Genomic DNA, 18,829 nt, shown 5'->3' with positions numbered 1-18,829 from the left:
CGCCGGACACCCGCTACAGCGCGCCCAGGAACGTACGGACCGCGCGGGCGTACGGCCGGGGCGCGTCGTCGTGTATCCAGTGACCGCATCCGGCGAATTCGCGGAGCCTGGTGTTGGGGCGGCGGGTGGCCATCTCATGGGCGTGGCCCGGCGGCAGCAGCGAGCTGTGCTCGCCGCGCATCAGCAGCGCGGGGCAGGACGAGCCCAGCCAGTCGTCCCAGAAGTCACCGCACATGGCCTGCTGGGACGCCATCATATGGCTGGGCTCGAACAGCAGCCGCCAGCCGCCCGTTTGGGGGTCCGGCTCGGCGCTGTCGAGGAAGTACGAGGCGTCCGCGATGCCCCGGGACTCGATGGCGGCGCGCAGCTTCTCCCGGTCCACGGCCCAGGTCGGCCACCCGGAGACATCGAGCACCGGATGGCTCACCACCGGACGGTCCGTCACCGCGCCGATGTCCTCCACGACGAGCGCGCTCACCAGATCCGGATGGCGGGCGGCCAGGGCGTACCCGCCGACCGCGCCGGTGGAGTGGGCGACGACCGGGACCGGGCCCAGCCGCAGCTCCCGCAGCAGCGCGGCGGCGTCGGCCACATACTCGTCCAGGGTGAAGGGGCCACCGCCGCCGGTCAGCCCGTGCCCCCGCTGATCGAGGGCGATCACCCGCCGTTCGGGGGCGAGGGCGGCGGCCAGGGGCGCGTACATCCTGCCCCGGCCGAAGTGGCCGTGCAGGGCCAGCACCGGTTCGCCCGGTCCGCCGAAGTCGGTCAGGGCGAACCGGCGCCCGCGCAGTGTCACGAAGTGGGGGGAGGGCACGGTCATCGTGGTCACCCGCCGCACCATAGTGGCCGGGCCCGATGGCGACCAGCGGGTAGCGGAATCGGATCTTCCGCCATGCTGCCGACCCATGGCGTTGGCCGAAGCGTCAACTCACCGCAACGCGGGGTGGGGGTTATATCCGAACATATGGTGCCCGGCCGCTCGTTCGTGCGACATAGTCCCGGCGGGTCGCCGGAACGAAACCGCCGTGGAACGAGCACAACACGACAAGGGCCCGCCGCGCCCCGACACGGAACCGCGGCGGTCCGGACACCGGACCGCCGCGGTTCGCCCGAATCATCAGGCGTCAGCCGTCACGCGGCCGACTTCGCCTTCGTGGCGTAGATGTCCACGTACTCCTGCCCCGACAGCCGCATGACCTCGCTCATCACCTCGTCGGTGACGGCCCGCAGCACATAGCGGTCGCGGTCCATGCCCTCGTAGCGGGTGAACTCCAGCGGTTCGCCGAAGCGGACCCCCACCCGGCCCGGCCGCGGCAGCCCCTTGCCGCCCGGCTGGATCCGGTCGGTCCCGATCATCGCGAACGGCACCACGGGCGCGCCGGTCATCAGCGCGAGCCGGGCGATACCGGTGCGGCCGCGGTAGAGGCGGCCGTCGGGGGAGCGGGTGCCCTCGGGGTAGATGCCGAAGACCTTGCCCTCCTCCAGCACCCGGCGGCCCGTCATCAGCGCCGCGACGCCGCCGCGTCCGCCGTCCCGGTCCACCGGGATCATGCCGACGCCGGTGAAGAACCAGGCCATCAGCCGGCCCTTGAAGCCCTTGCCCGTGACGTACTCGTCCTTACCGATGAAGAAGACCTGACGGTCACAGACCAGCGGCAGGATCATCGAGTCGATGAAGGTGAGGTGGTTCCCGGCGAGGATCACCGGACCCGAGCCCGGGATGCCCTCGGCCCCCTCGACCCGTGGGCGGAACATCAGGCGCATCAGCGGACCGAGTGTTGCCTTCAGAAACGCGAATCGGGACACGGGCCCTCCGGTCGGGGTCAAGGTCTGGGGCGCACCGTCGTACGGTCCGTCAACCTCGTACCGCACCGGAGCGCCGATGAGGACGATACTCGCCGGTCGCGCCCCGGCGCACACCAGGTTCACCCACCTGATACGCAGTGTTGACCCGCGTTCCCCACGCGTTTCGCCCGACGCCTCCCGTAGGAAAGCCGGTCCCGCCTACCATCAGCCAGTCTTCTGACCCGAATTGACAGGTGTCGAACACCACATCAAGGAGTGCTGATGGAGCGGGAGCAACAGCCCGGACGGCGCACCCTGCTGGGGGCCGCGGCCCTCGGTGCGGGAGCGATGGCGCTGAGCGGCGCGGGCACGGCGACGGCCGCGGGCACGCAGACGGCGCCGGGTGCGGCGACCGCCGCGGGGGCGTCCGGCCGGGGCCATGAGCTGCCGGTTCCCACCGTCATCGGCCACCGCGGCGCCAGCGGTTACCGGCCCGAGCACACATTCGGCTCGTACCAGCTCGCCCTGGACATGGGCGCGGACATCATCGAGCAGGACCTGGTCCCCACCAAGGACGGCCATCTGGTCTGCCGCCACGAGAACGACATCACGGCCACCACGGACGTCTCCGCGCACCCGGAGTTCGCCGACCGCAAGACCACCAAGACGGTCGACGGCACCAAGCTCACCGGCTGGTTCACCGAGGACTTCACCCTCGCCGAGCTGAAGACGCTGCGCGCCAAGGAGCGCATCCCGGGCAACCGCCAGCGCAACACCCTCTACGACGGCCGCTGGGAGGTGCCCACCTTCGAAGAGGTGCTCCAGTGGGCCGACCGCGAGGGCCGCAGGCGGGGCCGCCGCGTCTGGCTGTACGTGGAGACCAAGCACCCCACCTACTTCCGCAAGCTGGGCCTCGGCCTCGAGGAGCCGCTGGCCAAGCTGCTGCGCCGGTACGGCCGCCACAAGAAGGACGCGGCGCTGTTCCTCCAGTCCTTCGAGCCGAGCAGCATCCAGCGGCTGCGCAAGATGGTCGACACCCCGGGGGTCGTGCTGCTGTCCACCGTCGACAGCCGGCCCTGGGACTTCGTCGAGGCGAACGACCCGCGCACGGTCGGGGACCTGGTCAAGCCCGAGGGGCTCAAGTGGATCGCGAGCTACGCCCAGGGCATCGGCCCCGATCTGTCGGTCATCATCCCGCGCACCGCGGACGGCAAGCTGGGCACGCCGACCAGTGTGGTGAAGGACGCGCACGCGGCGGGGCTGATCCTGCACCCGTACACCATGCGCAACGAGAACACCTTCCTCCCGGCCGACTTCCGGCGCGGCACCGACCCCAATGCCTACGGTGACGCTTTCGGAGCGTTCAAGGCATACTTCGCGACCGGAATCGACGGAATCTTCTCCGACAACGCGGACACCGCGCTGCTCGCGGCGGCGGACTTCCGCAAGTGATCGGCGCGTAGGCGGGGGACGGAGGGGCCGCGCGTCAAGGCGCGGCCCCTCCGTTGCCCCGGTCGGGTGAGACCTCGGTCACCGGGCAACCGCCCCACGACCGGGGCACGTCCCGCCCGGCATGGACTTTGTGAAGCAGCTCGGCCCGCTGCTGGCCGCCGAGGCGGCGGCCGAGGCACACGGCGTCGGCGTGGAGCCCGCCGAACTCGAACAGGCCGTCTGGTTACGGCTGCTGGAACGCACCCGTGACACCGGACCGCCGCCCCACCCCGCCCGCTGGCTGCGCTGGGCCGTACGGGCCGAGGTGCGCGGGGCAAGGCGCCGGGCGCGCCGCGAGGTGCCGTACGACCCGGTGGCCGGTGGCCCGCCCAGCGGGCCCGAGCCCCGTCCGGCCGAACACGCCGTACTGGCCGCGGAGACCCGCCGGACGCTGCGCGCGGCGGTGCGGCGGCTGCCCGGTCGCTGCCCCGCGCTGCTCGCGGCGATGCTCTCCCGCTCCGACCCGACGTACCGCGAGATCGCCGGTCAGTTGGGAATGTCACAGGGGAGTCTGGGCCCGGTACGTTCCCGATGTCTGGGTTGCCTGCGCAGAATGCTCACGGCGGAGGTTGCGGCTCCTGAACCGTGGGGAAAGGAGCGATAGACAACCGGCGCCTCGGAGGCGGACGCCGACCACGCGGCGCCTCCACCCAGGCCATGAACCCCCGGTCGCACTCCTACCCTCACCGCGACCGGTGGACTGACGACAAAGGGGAGGCATGCGCACATGGGCATGAGCGTGACCATCTCCGCGGCGACCGCGGACGACGCCGAGCAGATCCTGAAGTTGCAGTATCTGTGCTACCAGGGCGAGGCGGAGCTCTACGGCGACTATTCGATCGAACCGCTGACGCAGTCGCTCGACGACCTGCGCGCCGAACTGAGCGAGGGCTGCGTGCTCGTCGCCCGGCTCGGCGAGGAGGTCGTCGGCTCGGTCCGCGGGATTGTCGACGAGAAGGGGACCGCCGCCATCGGCAAGCTGATCGTCCACCCCCGGATGCAGCGCCATGGCCTGGGCGGACGGCTGCTCGCCGCGATCGAGGGGCGGCTGACCGAGGACCGGGCCGCCAAGCGGTACCGCCTGTTCACCGGCCACCGCAGCGAGGGCAATCTGCGGCTGTACCGCCGCTACGGCTACGCCCAGGTGGGCACCGAGGAGGTCAACCGCCGGCTGAGCCTGGTGACGCTGGAGAAGGACGCCTCCGTCACCGCGTACGCCGCCAGCGCCTGACGGACACGGGGGTCCGGGCCCGCCGGGGCGTTTGACACGCACCCGGGCCCGGGCCCGCCGTCGGTCAGAGCCTGTGTCATATCCCCGGTCGGATCAGCGTGCGTGCCAGGCGTCGCACGCCCGGCCGGGGATATGACACAGGCTCTCAGCCCCGGCGGGCCTTGCGGAGCCACATCAGACCGGTGACCGGCAGGAAGATCGGGATGAACAGATAGCCCATCCCGTAGTCGGACCACACCGTCTGGTCGGGGAAGGCCGAGGGGTCGGCAAGGGTCCAGGTGCCCACGGTCAGCACTCCCACCAGCTCCGCCGCACAGCAGACGAACGCCGCCTTGCGCGCGCCCTCGCCGCCGCGCACCAGCGAGACCGTGATGAACGCGTACACCGCGGCGGAGACCGCCGAGAGGATGTACGCGAGCGGGGCCTCATGGTACTGGGCGATCAGCTGGTAGATCGAGCGGGACGCGGCGGCCACGGTGAAGACCCCGTAGACCATCACCAGCAGCCGCCCGGGGCCCTGGCCGAGCCCGGTGCGCGCGGCGGACTCCGGCTTCCCGGCCACGGCCGATCCCGGCTTCCCGGCCGCCGGGTCCCCGGCCACCGACGCCTCCTGTGATTCAGCCACCGACGCCTCCCCAGATGTCGTACAGCCGCACCTCGAGCACGGCCAGCACCACGGCCGCCGCGGAGACCGTCGCCGACCCCCAGCGGGTCCGCTCCGCGAGCGACATGAACCCCGCTATCGGCACCGCGAGCGCCGAGCCGATGAGGTACGCCACGAAGATGGCCACACCCTGCTCGGGATCGGCACCGCCCACCAGCCGCACCACCCCTATGACCAGCTGCACGACCGCCAGCAGGGCCACCAGGGCCATGCCGATGAAGTGCCAGTCCTTGGTCGGCTGGTCCCGGTAGGCGGCGAAGCCGCACCATGCGGCGAGGAGCAGCGCGGTCGCACCGAGCGCGACCGTCAGCGCGTCGATCAACACGACCTCCGCGCGGTGCGGCGGCGCACCCGACGGCGGCGCACACAGGGAGTGACAAGCATGGAACGAGGGTAATCGGCCCCGCCGACAGCGCCTCGCTCGGCCCCGCGCCCACGGGCGTCCGCCGCCCCCACATACGCTGCGGCTCATGAAGATCTCCGCTGACGCGCTGTTGTTCGACAACGACGGAACCCTCGTCTCGTCCCTGGACTCGGTCCGGCGCTGCTGGACCCGCTGGGCCGGGGAGTTCGGGATCGCGGCGGACGACTTCGCACGGGTCGAGCTGCACGGCCGCCCGGCCGACGACATCATCGCCGATCTGCTTCCCGCCGACCGCGCCCCGCGGGCCCGGGCGCGCATCGACGAGCTGGAGCTGGAGGACGTACCGGGCGGGGTGAAGCTGCTCCCGGGCACCGCCGAGCTGCTGGCGGCGCTGCCCGCCGGGCGCTGGGCCGTGGTCACCTCCGCCAACGGCCCGCTGGCCGAGGCCCGCCTCGCCGAGGTCGGGATACGCCCCGGGACGCTGATCAGCGCCGATGACATCACCCGCGGCAAGCCCGACCCCGAGCCGTTCCTGCTGGCCGCCGAGCGGCTCGGAGTCGACCCGGCGCGCTGTGTGGTCTTCGAGGACGCCCCGGCCGGGCTCGCGTCGGGCCGCGCGGCCGGGATGCGGACCGTGGCATTGGCCACAACGACGAGCCGCGAGGAGCTGGTCGCCGACATCGTGGTCGAGGACCTCTCGGCCGTGTCCGTACAGGTCTCCGACGGGGGAGTGGAGATCACCTGCCGGGTCTGAACCGGTTCCCGTACACCTCGCCCCTGTCCACGGACCGGTCAAGGGCGTCCGCTATACGGACGCCCTTGATGGGCCCGCACTGGTGTCTGCTTTACTTGCGCCCATGACCACGACGAGCTGCCGCATCCCTGCGACCGAGGCGATTCCCGCGCCCGGTGCTCGTTGTCGGTGTCGAATGTGTGACTGCTGAGGGCCCCCGCACGAGCCTCGCGCCCCGAAGCGAGACCCGCTGAGGCGGATCCGTGCGCCAGCGCGCCGGACCGCGCCGCCCCGCGTCACCGGAACCCGAAACGCGCCCACACACCGCGCCTGCCCTCGGGTCCGCCCTGCCGCGTTCCGCAATGAACGAGCCGTGCCCGGCGGCACAAACCGCCGTGCACTCAACAGTGACGGAAACCCTGTGATCACCACCACGGACCTGACCAAGGTCTACCGCTCACGAGGCCGCGAGGTCACCGCCCTCGACGGCGTCGATCTGCATGTCCGCGAGGGTGAGGTGTACGGCGTCGTCGGCCAGAGCGGCGCCGGGAAGTCCACCCTCATCCGCTGCGTCAACCTTCTGGAGCGCCCCACCTCCGGCACGGTCACCGTGGCCGGCCAGGACCTCACCGCGCTCGCCGGGCGTGGGCAGGGGGCCGGCTCCGCGCTGCGCCGGGCCCGCAGCCGTATCGGCATGGTGTTCCAGCACTTCAACCTGCTCTCCTCGCGCACCGTACGGGACAACGTCGAACTGCCCCTGGAGATCCTCGGCGTCTCCGGCAAGGAGCGCACCCGCAAGGCCCTGGAGCTGCTGGAGCTGGTGGGCCTCGGCGACAAGGCGAAGGCGTACCCCGCGCAGCTCTCCGGCGGCCAGAAGCAGCGCGTCGGCATCGCCCGCGCGCTCGCCGGCGACCCCAAGGTGCTGCTCTCGGACGAGGCGACCTCCGCGCTGGACCCCGAGACCACCCGCTCGATCCTCCAGCTGCTGCGCGACCTCAATGAGCAACTGGGCCTGACCGTGCTGCTCATCACGCACGAGATGGACGTCGTCAAGAGGATCTGCGACTCGGCCGCGCTGATGCGCGACGGGCGGATCGTGGAGTCCGGCAAGGTCACCGAGCTGCTGGCCACCCCCGGCTCCGAGCTGGCCCAGGAGCTCTTCCCGGTCGGCGGGGTGCCCTCGGGCGAGGACCGCACGGTCGTGGACCTCACCTTCCAGGGCGAGGCGGCCACCAAGCCGGTCATCTCCCAGCTGTCCCGTACGTACAACATCGACATCTCGATCCTGGGCGCCGCGATGGACACCGTCGGCGGCCACCAGGTCGGCCGGATGCGGATCGAACTGCCCGGCCGGTTCGAGGAGAACGTCGTCCCGATCGGCTTCCTGCGGGAGCAGGGCCTCCAGGTCGATGTGGCGGCCATCGCCGACGGCCCGCGTGCGAACCCGACCCCGCTGCTCAAGGAGGGCGCCAAGTGACCTGGTCCGAGATGGAGCCCCTGCTGGAGCAGGCATGTTGGGACACCCTCTACATGGTCGGCTGGTCGGCGCTGATCGCCGTCGTCGGCGGACTGCCGCTCGGTGTGCTGCTGGTCCTCACCGACCGCGGCGGAGTGCTCCAGAACGTCGTGGTGAACAAGGTCCTCGGGCAGATCGTCAACATCGCCCGCTCCATGCCGTTCATCATCCTGATGGTCGCCCTGATCTCGTTCACCCGCGCCATCGTGGGCACCACCATCGGCCCCGAGGCCGCGATCGTGCCCCTGGCCATCGGCGCCATCCCCTTCTACGCCCGGCTCGTGGAGACCTCGGTGCGCGAGGTGGACGGCGGGCTGGTGGAGGCCGTGCAGTCGATGGGCGGCTCCACCTGGACCGTCGTCCGCAAGGTGCTGCTGCCCGAGTCGCTGCCCGCGCTGATCTCCAGCGCGACCACCACGGTCGTCGCGCTCATCGGCTACTCCGCGATGGCCGGCACGGTCGGCGCCGGTGGCCTGGGTGACCTGGCGGTCCGCTACGGCTATATGCGGTTCGAGACCGAGCTGATGTGGATCACCGTCGCGATCCTCGCGCTGGTCATCTCCGTCATCCAGTTCGCGGGCGACCTCGCCGCCCGCGGCCTGTCGCACCGCGGCCGCTCCTCGGTCGCCCCGCGGCTGAGGCTGCTGCGCGGTGGCGCGCCCCGGGCCGGGAAGCCCGCCCCGGCCCCGGAGCCGCGGACCGCGCCCGCCGAACTCGAGTCCGCGGAGCCGACCAAGGTGCTCTGAGCCCCCGACCCCTGCCCCCGAACCACCACCCCGTACCACCCCGTCCGACATCCGCGTCCGCACCCGCGGCGGATTCGTGCGCCCTTGAAGAAAGGCACTTTTCGTGCGTAACACCACCAAGACCGTCACCGCTGTCCTCGCCGCCGGCGCCCTCGCCCTCGGTGTCGCCGCCTGCGGCTCCTCGGATTCGTCGGACGACAAGAACGGCGCGCTGGTCGTCGCCGCGAGCCCCGTCCCGCACGCGGAGATACTCAACTACGTCAAGGACCACCTCGCCAAGAAGGCCGGCCTCGAGCTGGAGGTCAAGGAGTTCACCGACTACAACACGCCGAACCTCTCCACCCAGGACGGCTCGGTCGGTGCCAACTACTTCCAGAACCAGCCGTTCCTCGACGACTTCAACAAGAAGAAGGGCACCGACATCGTGCCCGTCGTCACCGTGCACCTCGAGCCGCTCGGCCTCTACTCGCACAAGGTGAAGAAGGCCGGTGACCTCGAGAAGGGCGCCACCGTGGCCGTCCCCAGCGATACGGTCAACGAGGCCCGCGCGCTGAAGCTGCTGGACGCCAATGGGCTCATCGAGCTCAAGAGCGGTGTCGGCAACGAGGCGACCCCCAAGGACATCGTCACCAACCCCAAGGGCCTGAAGTTCAAGGAGTTGGAGGCCGCCCAGCTGCCGCGGTCGCTCGACGACGTGGACGCCGCGGTCATCAACGGCAACTACGCCATCGAGGCGGACCTCAAGCCCGCCAAGGACGCCATCCTCCTCGAATCGCCCAAGAACAATCCGTACGCCAACTTCCTGGCCGTGAAGAAGGGCAACGAGGACGACCCGCGCGTGAAGAAGCTGGCCAAGCTCCTCACCTCACCCCAGGTGAAGAAGTTCATCGAGGACCAGTACCAGGGTTCCGTACTGCCGTCCTTCTGACCCGCGGCACCCCGCCACCACCGCAACGATCACGCCAACGTCGCGGCCCGCGGGCGGATCCCCGGGGCCCCGTATCCGGACCACAACCGGATGCGGGGCCTTCCGATTCACCCCCCGTGCTGCATTTCACCTGCGTGATGCTGCATGCTGGGCCTTTCCACGGCCCTGAAACGACCCCGGTTACGGAGCGGCGCATGACATCCACCTTCCCGGACATCTCCATCAGCACGGAACGGCTGGTGCTGCGCCCGTTCGAGGAAGCGGACATACCCGCGCTCGCCGACATGATGAACGACGAAAGCGTCATCGCCTGGATCCGGGCGCCCTACCCGTACAGCCTCGGCGACGCCCGCGACCAGGCGCTGCGGCTCGCCCCGGCGGAACGGACCACCGGACGGGGAATCGTCTTCGCGGTCGCCGAATTCCTCACCCAGCGGCTGGTCGGATTCGTGCATCTGCGCAATACCGACTGGCGGCTGCTGGCCACCGAGGCCAGCTATATCGTCGCCCACTGGGCGCGCGGTGAGGGCTATGCCTCCGAGGCGGTGCTGGCCGTGGCCCGCTGGCTGTTCCAGGACCAGAAGTTCGAGCGCCTGGAGTTGCGCACCGCCGCCGGAAACACCGCCGCCCAGCAGGTCGCACAGAAGGTCGGCTGCATCAGCGAGGGCGTATTGCGCAACTCCTGGATAGCCCGCAGCCAGACGGAGGACGGCGGCTGGACCGATATGCGCACCGACCTCATCGTCTGGAGCCTGCTCCCCGAGGACCTCGACGGCGCCCCCGACCGGATCTCCGGGCCCGAGGGGTTCGGCGTCTACCCCAGCTACTCCGACTGGGGCTGACGCCCCACCGCGCCCCGGCCGGGGCGGAGATCCGGCGCCCTCGCGCCGTCCACGCCCTCGGCGCACCACCCCCGCGCCCGCCCCCACTCCGGCGGTCCGGACCAGCCGGGGTACTCTCTGTCCGCGCCGGGCACCCGCACCTCGGCCGCAGCCGAGACCACGCCCCGGGTATGCGTGGCGCACCGGCCGCGACCCGTCCGTGAACCTCATGGGCACCCCACCGCGACGCATCCGCACCCACGGCGACGCACCCGACGGACCCGACGCACCACACATAACCCACCACACGTACGGGAGAACAAGGACGATGGCCGACCGCGTCACGGTGATCGGTTGGGACGGCACCCCGCTCACGGACGCGGCCCGCTCCGCCCTCGGCGCGGCCACCCTCGTGGCCGGCGCCGCCCACCACCTGGCGCTGCCCGAAGTCCCGCCCGGCGCCGAGCGGATCCGGCTCGGCAGCGTGGACCTCGCGGCCCGCAGGATCGCCCAGCACCGTGGCTCCGCCGTGGTCCTGGCCGACGGCGACCCCGGCTTCTTCGGCGTCGTCCGCGCCCTGCGCGCCCCCGAGCACGGGCTCGAGGTCGAGGTCGTCCCCGCCGTCTCCTCCGTGGCCGCAGCCTTCGCGCGGGCCGGGATGCCCTGGGACGACGCCCAGGTCGTCGTCGCCCACAGCCGCGATCTGCGCCGCGCGGTCAATGTCTGCCGCGCCCACACCAAGGTCGCCGTCCTCACCTCGCCCGGCGCCGGGCCCGCCGAACTCGCCCTGCTCCTCGGCCCGGTGCACCGCACCTTCGTCATCTGCGAGGCCCTGGGCACGGAACGCGAGCAGGTCACTGTCCTGACCTCCGACAAGGCCGCCGACCACGCCTGGCGCGACCCCAACGTGGTCATCGTCATCGGCGGCTCCGCCGTCGCCCCCGTCCGCGGCGGCGCACCGGCCGGTGCCGGCCGCGGCGCGCTCCAGGGCGGCGGCTGGATCGCCGGACGCGACCCCGGCTACCCGGGCGCCGTCCGCGGCTGGGCGCTGCCCGGCCCCGCGTACGGGACCGTGCTGGGCGAGAGCGAGTCCCCGCAGCTGCGCGCCGTCCAACTCGCCCGCCTCGGCCCCCGCCTGGGCGACCTGGTCTGGGACATCGGATCGGGCAGCGGCGCGGCGGCCGTCGAGACCGCCGGGTTCGGCGCCGCCGTCATCGCCGTCGACCGCGACCCGGACGCCTGCGAACGCACCGCCACCCTGGCCCGCCGCTTCGCCGTACAGATCCAGGTCGTCCAGGGCGTCGCCCCCGAGGTGCTGGAGGACCTGCCGGAGCCGGATGTGGTGCGGATCGGCGGTGGGGGCGCGCACGTCGTCGCCGCGTGCGCCGCCCGGCGCCCCGAGCGCATCGTCACCCACGCCGCGACCCGGGACGAGGCGGAGGCCATCGGCGCGGCGCTGGAGGACGGCGGCTACGCCGTCGAATGCGTGCTGTCACAGTCCGTCGAGTTGGACACGCGGGGCTGGACCGAACGGGAGCGCGCGGTCGCCTTCATGCTCTGCGGCCACCGCCCGCACCAGTGATTTTGTCCTTGTGACGTTCGCCCCGAGCTTCGCCCCGATGACCTGCCAGGGGCAGTGCGCGAGGTAGGCTGGCGGATCGTTGTACTGCCTTTACCGCTGCCCGGCGTTCGGTGCTTTATTGGCCAAAGGCCGGAATGTGCCTCTCCCTTGGTGGGGCCGCGGTAGGCAAGCCTCGGGCGTGTCTACGTGCCGCGCACGGCGCACGCTCGTTCTTGCTCAGGGGGCTTGCTCTCGGTGGTAGGCGGTTGGAAGGAGCACTGACGATGGGCGAGGGGTACGCATGACCGACACCGGCCAGGTCCCGGGAGAGGGACTGCCGGAGAACGCAGGCGGACGACTCGGACACCCGCACCCTGCGGATGTCCACGCCCCGCCTGCCGACGCCGGTTACATCGAGCAGCCGCAGCCCGGTGTCCCCTCCGGTGCCGCCTACACCTTCCTCGACGGGCCCGAACACATCGGCGATGAGGACGACCTGCTGCTGATGCCCGGCGCCCAGGGCGCCTGGAGCGAGCAGCAGGCCCAGTATCAGACCGGGGCGTACGAGGCCGGTGTGCTCGACCCGGCCGCCGCCGCGTACGCCGAGACCCAGATGCCCGAACCACAGCCGGTGGCGGAACAGCCCGTGCGGCAGCCGGCCCCGGCCGCGTACGCGACGCCCAGCGCCCCCGCCACCCCCTCCCGGCGGCCGCTCCACATGGGTCCGCCGGTGCCCGACACCTCCAACGGCGTGGTGCGTTCGCTCGCCGACCGCGGCCCGGCCGGGGGCCGGCACGCCGCGCCCGTACGCCAGCCGGAGCCCCAGCCGCAGCCCGAGCCTGAGCAGGTCGCCCCTGGGCAGGTCGCGCCTGGGCAGGTCGCGCCTGGGCAGGTCGCGCCTGAGCCGCAGCCGCAGATGCCGCACCAGCCCGAGCCTCAGCCCGAGTACGAGATGGGGCCCCAGCAGGGTGTGGTGGCGCCTGAGCAGGGTGTCCCGGTGCCCGAGCAGGGCGTCCTGGCGCCTGGGCAAGGCGTCCCGGCGCCTGAGCAGGGCGGGATGACCGAGCAGCAGTTCGCCGGGCATGAGCGGTTCGTGCTGTCCGAGCAGCAGTTCGTCGCGCCTGATCAGTTCGTGGCTCCCGAGCAGGCGATCATGGCTGAGCAGATGGCCATGCCGGAGCAGGCCGTCATGGCCGAGCAGGCGGTCATGGCCGAGCAGGCCGTCATGGCTGAACAGCCCGTCGTGGCTGAGCAGCCTCTGATGGCCGACTACTCCACCGCGCCTCAGTACGCCGCCGGGCCGCAGTACTTCACCCCGCGGCCCGAGGACCCGAATCGGCTCCCCGGGCCCCAGCTCGCGGACCTCTCGCAGATTGTCGACGCCCCGCCGCCAGGGGACGCCTGGGACTCCACGCCGCCGATGCAGCAGGCGGCGCCCATTGCACCGCCCGCACCCGCGCCCGTGGAGACGGCCGGTCCGGCCGAGGAGCCGCAGGTCGCGGAGGTGCCCGAAGGGGAGCCCGCGCCCCAGCAGTTCGCCCAGCCCGAGGCGGTGGCGCCCGAGGCGCAGCCGGTCGCGATGGACCAGGCGTATGTGGACCCGGCGGTCGCGGCCCCGCACCAGACGGGCGCGACCATCCCGGCCCAGGCCGGGGCGCCCGTCATGGAGCCCGCCCCACAGGCGGCCGTGGCCGAGGAGCAGGTCGTCGACATCCCGGCCCAGGCTCAGGACGAGCCCGTCGCCGAGCAGCTCGAGCCCCAGCCCGCCCCCGCCCCGGTCGCGGAGCCCGCACCGGAGATCCCGGCGCAGCTGGCCCATGAGCCGGTCACGGCCGAGGAGCCGCAAGCGCCCGTCGCCGAGGCCCCAGCCCAGGAGGCCGTTCAGCAACTCGCGGAGCAGTCCGCCGAAACGGTGGAGCAGACCGCCGTGGACCCGGGTCACTCGATAGTGGCCGACGGGACCCCTCAGCCCGAGGAGTCCGCCGCCGAGGAGCAGGCCGCTGCGGAGGCGCCCCAGCAGGAGGCGCCCCAGCAGGAGGCGCCTCGGCAGGAGGCCCCCGCCGAGCCGCTGGCCGAGGCCGCGTCCGAAGCGGAGGCCGCATCGGAGGCCGAGGCAGTGACACAGGAGGCACCCGCCGAGGCGTCTGAGCAGGTGGCCGCCGAGCCGGAGCCCGAGCCGACCGCCGTCGAGACGGAGATCCCCGAGGCCCAGGAGCAGGCCCCCGAGGCCGAAGCGGCGGACACCCCGGACGCCGAGGCCCCCGCGAGCGAAGCCCTCGAGGCCGAGGCACCCGAGACCGCCGAGGCCGAGGCGACGCCCGCCGAACCGGAGGCGGAAGCGGCGGCTGAGGCAGCGCCGGAGGCCGGGGCAGAAGCCACCGACCCCACGGCGGAGCGCGAGCCCGAGGCAGAGGCGGCGGCCCAGCCCACCGAGCCCACCGCAGCCGAGCCCACCGACCCCGGGGCCACCGCACCCGAAGCGGAGCAGCCCGAAGGCGAAGCCACCGAGCCCCAGGCCGCCGAGCCCGAGCCCCAGGCCACCGAGCAGGAAGCCGCGGAGCCGAAGGCCGATACCCCGGAGGCAGGCGCTCCGGAAGCCACCGAGCCCGCACCCGCCGAGCCCGAGGCCAACGCGCCGGAAACCGCCGAGCCCGAGACCAACGCCCCGGAAGCCGCCGACCCCGAGGCCGACCCCGAGCCCGAGGCCGGATCCGCCGCACCGGAGACCATGGCTCCGGAAGAAGCCCCCGAGCCCGCGGCCACAGAGCCCGAGGCCGCCACCCCCGAATCGGAGCCGGAGCCCGAAACAGTGCCCCAGCCCGAAACGGCCACCCACCCCCGAGCAGCGGACGCCGACCCGCAGTCGGCCCCCGAGCCCGTAGCGGCCGACGCCAACCCCGAGACAACCCCCGAGCCCGCGGCCGCCGACGCCACCCCCGAAGCGGCCCCCGAATCCGCACCGGAGCCGGAGCCGGAGCCGGAGTCGGCCCCGGAGCCCGAGCCCGAGGCGGCCCCCATCCCCCTCGGCCCGCCCGCCGACGGGTACGACGAGGCCGAGCGCGCCGCAGTCCATCGTGTGATGCGCGAGCGCCGGGACATCCGTAACGGCTTCCGGTCCGACCCCATCCCGCACGAGGTGCTGCTGCGCGTCCTCGAGGCCGCGCACACCGCGCCCAGCGTGGGCCACTCCCAGCCGTGGGACTTCGTCGTGATCCGCTCGGCGGAGACCCGGCGCGCCATGCATGACCTGGCCATGCGCCAGCGGGACGCGTACGCCAAGTCGCTCCCCAAGGGCCGGGCCAAGCAGTTCAAGGAACTGAAGATCGAGGCCATCCTCGAGACCCCGGTCAACATCGTCGTCACCGCCGACCCCACCCGCGGCGGCCGTCACACCCTCGGCCGGCACACCCAGCCGCAGATGGCGCCGTACTCCTCGGCGCTCGCGGTGGAGAACCTCTGGCTCGCCGCCCGCGCCGAGGGCCTCGGCGTCGGCTGGGTCAGCTTCTTCGACGAGCGCGAGATGGTGCGTGAGCTCGGGCTGCCCGAGCACCTGGAGGTCGTGGCGTATCTGTGCGTCGGATACGTCGACGAGTTCCCGGAGGAGCCGGAGCTGATGAAGGCCGGGTGGTCCAAGCGCCGCCCGCTGTCCTGGGTCGTCCACGAGGAGACGTACGGCCGCCGCACCCTGCCCGGCGGGGACCCGCACAATCTGCTCCAGGAGACCCTGCGGGGCATCCGCCCGCTGGACGCCAAGGCGCTCGGCGAGGCGTGGGAGCGGCAGAAGCGGATGACCAAGCCGTCCGGTGCGCTCGGCATGCTGGAGATCATCTCCGCCCAGCTGAGCGGGCTGTCCCGGCAGTGCCCGCCGCCGATCCCGGAGCCCGCGGCCGTCGCGGTCTTCGCGGGCGACCACGGGGTGCACGCCCAGGGCGTCACCGCCTGGCCGCAGGAGGTCACCGCCCAGATGGTGGCCAACTTCCTGGGCGGCGGCGCGGTCTGCAACGCCTTCGCGAGCCAGGTGGGCGCCGAGGTGTGCGTCGTGGACGTGGGGGTGGCGAGCGATCTGCCCAGCACCCCCGGGCTGCTGCCGCGCAAGGTGCGGGCGGGCACCGGGGACTTCACCGTCGGCCCCGCGCTCACCCGCGAGGAGGTGCTGCGCGGCATCGAGGTGGGCATCGAGACCGCCCGCGATCTGGTGGCCGCCGGTAACAAGGCGCTGCTCACCGGGGAGATGGGGATCGCCAACACCACCGTGTCGGCCGCCCTGGTCTCCATCTACACCGGCGCCGACCCGGCCGAGGTGACCGGGCGCGGCACCGGTATCAACGACGAGATGCACGCCCGCAAGATCGATGTCGTACGGCGCGGTCTCGAGCTGCACCAGCCCGATCCGGCCGATCCCATCGGTGTGCTGTCGGCGTTCGGCGGCCTGGAGCACGCCGCGATCGCCGGGCTGCTGCTGGGCGGCGCCTCGCTGCGTACGCCCGTGATCCTGGACGGAGTGAGCGCGGGCGCCGCCGCGCTGGTCGCCCGGGCCATCGCCCCCGAGGTGCTGGCGGCCTGCATCGCGGGCCACCGCAGCGCCGAGCCGGGCCATGTGGCGGCCCTGAACAAGCTGGGTCTGCGCCCCCTGATCGACCTGGATCTGCGGCTCGGCGAGGGCACCGGGGCGCTGCTCGCCCTGCCGGTGGTGCAGAGCGCCGCACGGGCGATGCACGAGGTGGCCACGTTCGACTCCGCAGGGGTCACGGAGAAGAACTGATGCGTGCCCCGCCGCGTAAGGTGGCGGCGGGGGCCAGTCCCACAGTCGATCAGCCGCTCCAGCGCCGCAGCGGCCGCGCATTCGCACGAGGAGAGCCGCACCGCCATGTCCGAAAACTTTGCATACCCGGTCGGACTGCGCCTTTCCGGGCGGCGGGTCGTCGTTCTCGGGGCGGGCCAGGTGGCCCAGCGCCGGCTGCCCGCGCTGATAGCGGCCGGTGCGGACATCCTGCTGATCTCGCCGTCCGCCACGGCCTCCGTCGAGGCCATGGCCGAGGCGGGGGAGGTGCGCTGGGAGCGCCGCCGGTACCGGGAGGGCGACTTCGAGGGCGCTTGGTACGTGCTGATCACCACGGACGACCCGGAGGCCAACGCCGCCGCGTCCGCCGAGGCCGAGGCGCGCCGCGTCTGGTGCGTCCGCAGCGACGACGCCGAGGCCGCCTCCGCCTGGACCCCGGCCACCGGACGCAGCGAGGGCGTCACCGTGGCCGTGCTCACCGGGCAGGACCCGCGCCGCTCCTCCGCCGTCCGGGACGCCGTGGTGGAGGGGCTGCGCGACGGCACCCTCGCCGCGCCCCGCCACCGCACCCGCGGCCCCCATGTGGCGCTGGTGGGCGGCGGGCCGGGCGATCCGGACCTGATCACCGTGCGCGGCCGCCGCCTCCTCGCCGAGGCGGACGTGGTGGTGGCCGACCGCCTCGGCCCGCGCGATCTGCTCGATGAACTGCCGCCGCATGTCGAGGTGATCGACGCGGCGAAGATCCCGTACGGCCGCTTCATGGCGCAGGAGGCGATCAACAACGCGTTGATCGAGCACGCCAAGGCGGGCAAGTCGGTGGTCCGCCTCAAGGGCGGCGACCCCTTCGTCTTCGGGCGCGGCATGGAGGAGGCGGAGGCGCTCGCCGAGGCCGGGATCCCGTGCACCGTGGTCCCCGGCATCTCCAGCTCCATCAGCGTCCCGGGCGCGGCCGGGATCCCGGTGACCCACCGGGGCGTCGCGCATGAGTTCACGGTGGTCAGCGGCCATGTCGCCCCCGACGACCCCAGCTCCCTGGTGGACTGGGCGGCGCTGGCCAGGCTGCGCGGCACGCTGGTGCTGCTCATGGCCGTCGAGAAGATCGGCGCCATCGCCGCGGCCCTCGTCACGCACGGCCGGGCCGCCGACACCCCGGTCGCCGTGGTCCAGGAGGGCACCACCCCGACGCAGCGGCGGGTGGACGCGACCCTCGCCACCGTCGCGGAGAAGGTCGCGGCCGAGGGCGTACGGCCCCCGGCGGTCGTGGTGATCGGCGATGTCGTCGCCCTCTCCGCCCGTGACCACGGATGACGTAACCGTCGGTAACTTATTCGTGTCGGGCTCATTGGCACCGCATCCAGGACAAGGCAGTATCACTTAAGTGGCTGATCTCATCACCGTCGATGATCCGGACGACCCGCGGCTGAGCGACTACACGGGTCTGACCGATGTGGAGCTACGGCGCAAGCGGGAGCCGGCCGAGGGCCTGTTCATCGCCGAGGGCGAGAAGGTGATCCGGCGCGCCCGTGTGGCCGGCTACGAGATGCGCTCGATGCTGCTCTCGTCCAAGTGGGTCGATGTGATGCGGGACGTCATCGAGGACGTGCCCGCCCCCGTCTACGCCGTCAGCCCCGAACTGGCCGAACGCGTCACGGGCTACCACGTCCACCGCGGCGCCCTCGCCTCCATGCAGCGCAAGCCGCTGCCGGACGCGGAGTCGGTCCTGCGGGACGCGCGGCGCGTCGCCATCATGGAGTCCGTCAACGACCACACCAACACCGGCGCCATCTTCCGCAGCGCGGCGGCCCTCGGCATGGACGCCGTGCTCCTCTCCCCGGACTGCGCCGACCCCCTCTACCGGCGCTCGGTCAAGGTCTCCATGGGCGCCGTCTTCTCCGTGCCGTACGCCCGTCTGGAGAGCTGGCCGCGCGGGCTGGAGGCGGTCCGGGACGCCGGTTTCAAGATCCTCGCCCTGACCCCCGACGAGAAGGCCACCACCATCGACGACGCGGCCCCGCACCGCCTGGAGCGGGTCGCGCTGATGCTGGGCGCGGAGGGCGACGGGCTCTCCACCCAGGCGCTGATGGCCGCGGACGAGTGGGTCCGGATCCCCATGGCCCACGGCGTGGACTCCCTCAACGTGGGCGCGGCGGCGGCGGTCGCCTTCTACGCGGTCACCTCGGGCAGACCGGGACTCTGACAGCCAGGGGCG

16 protein-coding genes are annotated in these 18,829 nt (G+C 72.6%); 12 read left to right on the top strand and 4 right to left on the bottom strand.

Annotated features, from left to right (window positions below):
- Positions 1-13 precede the first annotated feature (13 nt).
- Together NQU54_RS18860 and NQU54_RS18855 are read right to left on the bottom strand one after the other, a co-directional pair.
- On the bottom strand, positions 14-820 hold the full coding sequence (locus NQU54_RS18860; protein ID WP_257632081.1) for an alpha/beta fold hydrolase: 807 nt from the start codon (positions 818-820) through the stop codon (positions 14-16).
- 311 nt (positions 821-1,131) lie between these two features.
- Entirely contained in the window at positions 1,132-1,827 is a 696-nt protein-coding gene (locus NQU54_RS18855; protein WP_208974217.1) for a lysophospholipid acyltransferase family protein, read from the bottom strand.
- 240 nt (positions 1,828-2,067) lie between these two features.
- On the opposite strand from NQU54_RS18855, the gene NQU54_RS18850 reads away from it, so the two are divergent.
- The 3 genes from NQU54_RS18850 to NQU54_RS18840 all read left to right on the top strand — a co-directional run bounded on the left by NQU54_RS18850 (position 2,068) and on the right by NQU54_RS18840 (position 4,507).
- Entirely contained in the window at positions 2,068-3,237 is a 1,170-nt protein-coding gene (locus NQU54_RS18850) for a glycerophosphodiester phosphodiesterase (protein WP_257632054.1), read from the top strand.
- A 121-nt stretch (positions 3,238-3,358) separates the two neighbouring features.
- The gene (locus tag NQU54_RS18845) at positions 3,359-3,880 is read left to right on the top strand and encodes a sigma-70 family RNA polymerase sigma factor (RefSeq protein ID WP_167504867.1); all 522 of its coding nucleotides are present in this window, start codon (positions 3,359-3,361) and stop codon (positions 3,878-3,880) included.
- 123 nt (positions 3,881-4,003) lie between these two features.
- The gene (locus NQU54_RS18840; protein WP_069869718.1) at positions 4,004-4,507 is read left to right on the top strand and encodes a GNAT family N-acetyltransferase; all 504 of its coding nucleotides are present in this window, start codon (positions 4,004-4,006) and stop codon (positions 4,505-4,507) included.
- 145 nt (positions 4,508-4,652) lie between these two features.
- On the opposite strand, the gene NQU54_RS18835 is transcribed toward NQU54_RS18840, so the two are convergent.
- Positions 4,653-5,069 carry a hypothetical protein gene (locus NQU54_RS18835; protein ID WP_257632080.1) on the bottom strand — a complete coding sequence of 139 codons (417 nt, stop codon included), beginning with the start codon at positions 5,067-5,069 and terminating at the stop codon, positions 4,653-4,655.
- Positions 5,070-5,124: 55 nt separating this feature from the next.
- A complete protein-coding gene (locus tag NQU54_RS18830) occupies positions 5,125-5,493 on the bottom strand; it encodes a hypothetical protein (protein ID WP_069869720.1) in 369 nt (122 codons plus the stop codon).
- Between the two features lie 148 nt (positions 5,494-5,641).
- Here NQU54_RS18830 and NQU54_RS18825 point away from each other — a divergent pair, with 148 nt between their 5' ends.
- From NQU54_RS18825 to NQU54_RS18785, 9 genes are all read left to right on the top strand, one after another.
- Complete coding sequence (locus NQU54_RS18825) at positions 5,642-6,289, top strand: HAD-IA family hydrolase (RefSeq protein WP_257632053.1); 648 nt, start codon at positions 5,642-5,644, stop codon at positions 6,287-6,289.
- Positions 6,290-6,689: 400 nt separating this feature from the next.
- Entirely contained in the window at positions 6,690-7,745 is a 1,056-nt protein-coding gene (locus NQU54_RS18820) for a methionine ABC transporter ATP-binding protein (protein ID WP_257632052.1), read from the top strand.
- Positions 7,742-8,530, top strand: coding sequence for a methionine ABC transporter permease (locus NQU54_RS18815; RefSeq protein ID WP_069869723.1), 789 nt, complete (start codon positions 7,742-7,744; stop codon positions 8,528-8,530). The genes NQU54_RS18820 and NQU54_RS18815 overlap by 4 nt, the downstream gene beginning before the upstream one ends.
- Positions 8,531-8,633: 103 nt before the next feature.
- Positions 8,634-9,458: a MetQ/NlpA family ABC transporter substrate-binding protein gene (locus NQU54_RS18810; RefSeq protein ID WP_257632051.1), complete on the top strand. Its 825-nt coding sequence runs from the start codon at positions 8,634-8,636 to the stop codon at positions 9,456-9,458.
- Between the two features lie 194 nt (positions 9,459-9,652).
- A complete protein-coding gene (locus NQU54_RS18805) occupies positions 9,653-10,300 on the top strand; it encodes a GNAT family N-acetyltransferase (protein ID WP_257632050.1) in 648 nt (215 codons plus the stop codon).
- Positions 10,301-10,607: 307 nt separating this feature from the next.
- Positions 10,608-11,861 (top strand): precorrin-6y C5,15-methyltransferase (decarboxylating) subunit CbiE, encoded by a 1,254-nt coding sequence (cbiE, locus tag NQU54_RS18800; RefSeq protein ID WP_257632049.1) that lies wholly within the window; start codon positions 10,608-10,610, stop codon positions 11,859-11,861.
- 280 nt (positions 11,862-12,141) lie between these two features.
- Positions 12,142-16,602, top strand: a complete 4,461-nt coding sequence (cobT, locus tag NQU54_RS18795) for a nicotinate-nucleotide--dimethylbenzimidazole phosphoribosyltransferase (protein ID WP_257632048.1) — start codon at positions 12,142-12,144, stop codon at positions 16,600-16,602.
- 105 nt (positions 16,603-16,707) lie between these two features.
- Complete coding sequence (cobA, locus tag NQU54_RS18790; RefSeq protein ID WP_257632047.1) at positions 16,708-17,928, top strand: uroporphyrinogen-III C-methyltransferase; 1,221 nt, start codon at positions 16,708-16,710, stop codon at positions 17,926-17,928.
- Between the two features lie 70 nt (positions 17,929-17,998).
- On the top strand, positions 17,999-18,817 hold the full coding sequence (locus NQU54_RS18785; RefSeq protein ID WP_069869728.1) for a TrmH family RNA methyltransferase: 819 nt from the start codon (positions 17,999-18,001) through the stop codon (positions 18,815-18,817).
- The last annotated feature ends 12 nt before the right edge of the window (positions 18,818-18,829 follow it).

This window comes from Streptomyces malaysiensis subsp. samsunensis (assembly GCF_024519315.1).
Taxonomy (GTDB): Bacteria; Actinomycetota; Actinomycetes; order Streptomycetales; family Streptomycetaceae; genus Streptomyces; species Streptomyces malaysiensis.
This window is presented reverse-complemented; position numbering and strand designations above follow the sequence as displayed.

Bases quoted from the DNA above. Each gene is read 5' to 3' on its own strand.
- NQU54_RS18860 (WP_257632081.1), bottom strand. From the start codon at position 820: ATGACCGTGCCCTCCCCCCACTTCGTGACACTGCGCGGGCGCCGGTTC.
- NQU54_RS18825 (WP_257632053.1), top strand. From the start codon at position 5,642: ATGAAGATCTCCGCTGACGCGCTGTTGTTCGACAACGACGGAACCCTC.
- cobA (WP_257632047.1), top strand. From the start codon at position 16,708: ATGTCCGAAAACTTTGCATACCCGGTCGGACTGCGCCTTTCCGGGCGG.
- cobT (WP_257632048.1), top strand. From the start codon at position 12,142: ATGACCGACACCGGCCAGGTCCCGGGAGAGGGACTGCCGGAGAACGCA.
- cbiE (WP_257632049.1), top strand. From the start codon at position 10,608: ATGGCCGACCGCGTCACGGTGATCGGTTGGGACGGCACCCCGCTCACG.
- NQU54_RS18805 (WP_257632050.1), top strand. From the start codon at position 9,653: ATGACATCCACCTTCCCGGACATCTCCATCAGCACGGAACGGCTGGTG.
- NQU54_RS18850 (WP_257632054.1), top strand. From the start codon at position 2,068: ATGGAGCGGGAGCAACAGCCCGGACGGCGCACCCTGCTGGGGGCCGCG.
- NQU54_RS18845 (WP_167504867.1), top strand. From the start codon at position 3,359: ATGGACTTTGTGAAGCAGCTCGGCCCGCTGCTGGCCGCCGAGGCGGCG.
- NQU54_RS18840 (WP_069869718.1), top strand. From the start codon at position 4,004: ATGGGCATGAGCGTGACCATCTCCGCGGCGACCGCGGACGACGCCGAG.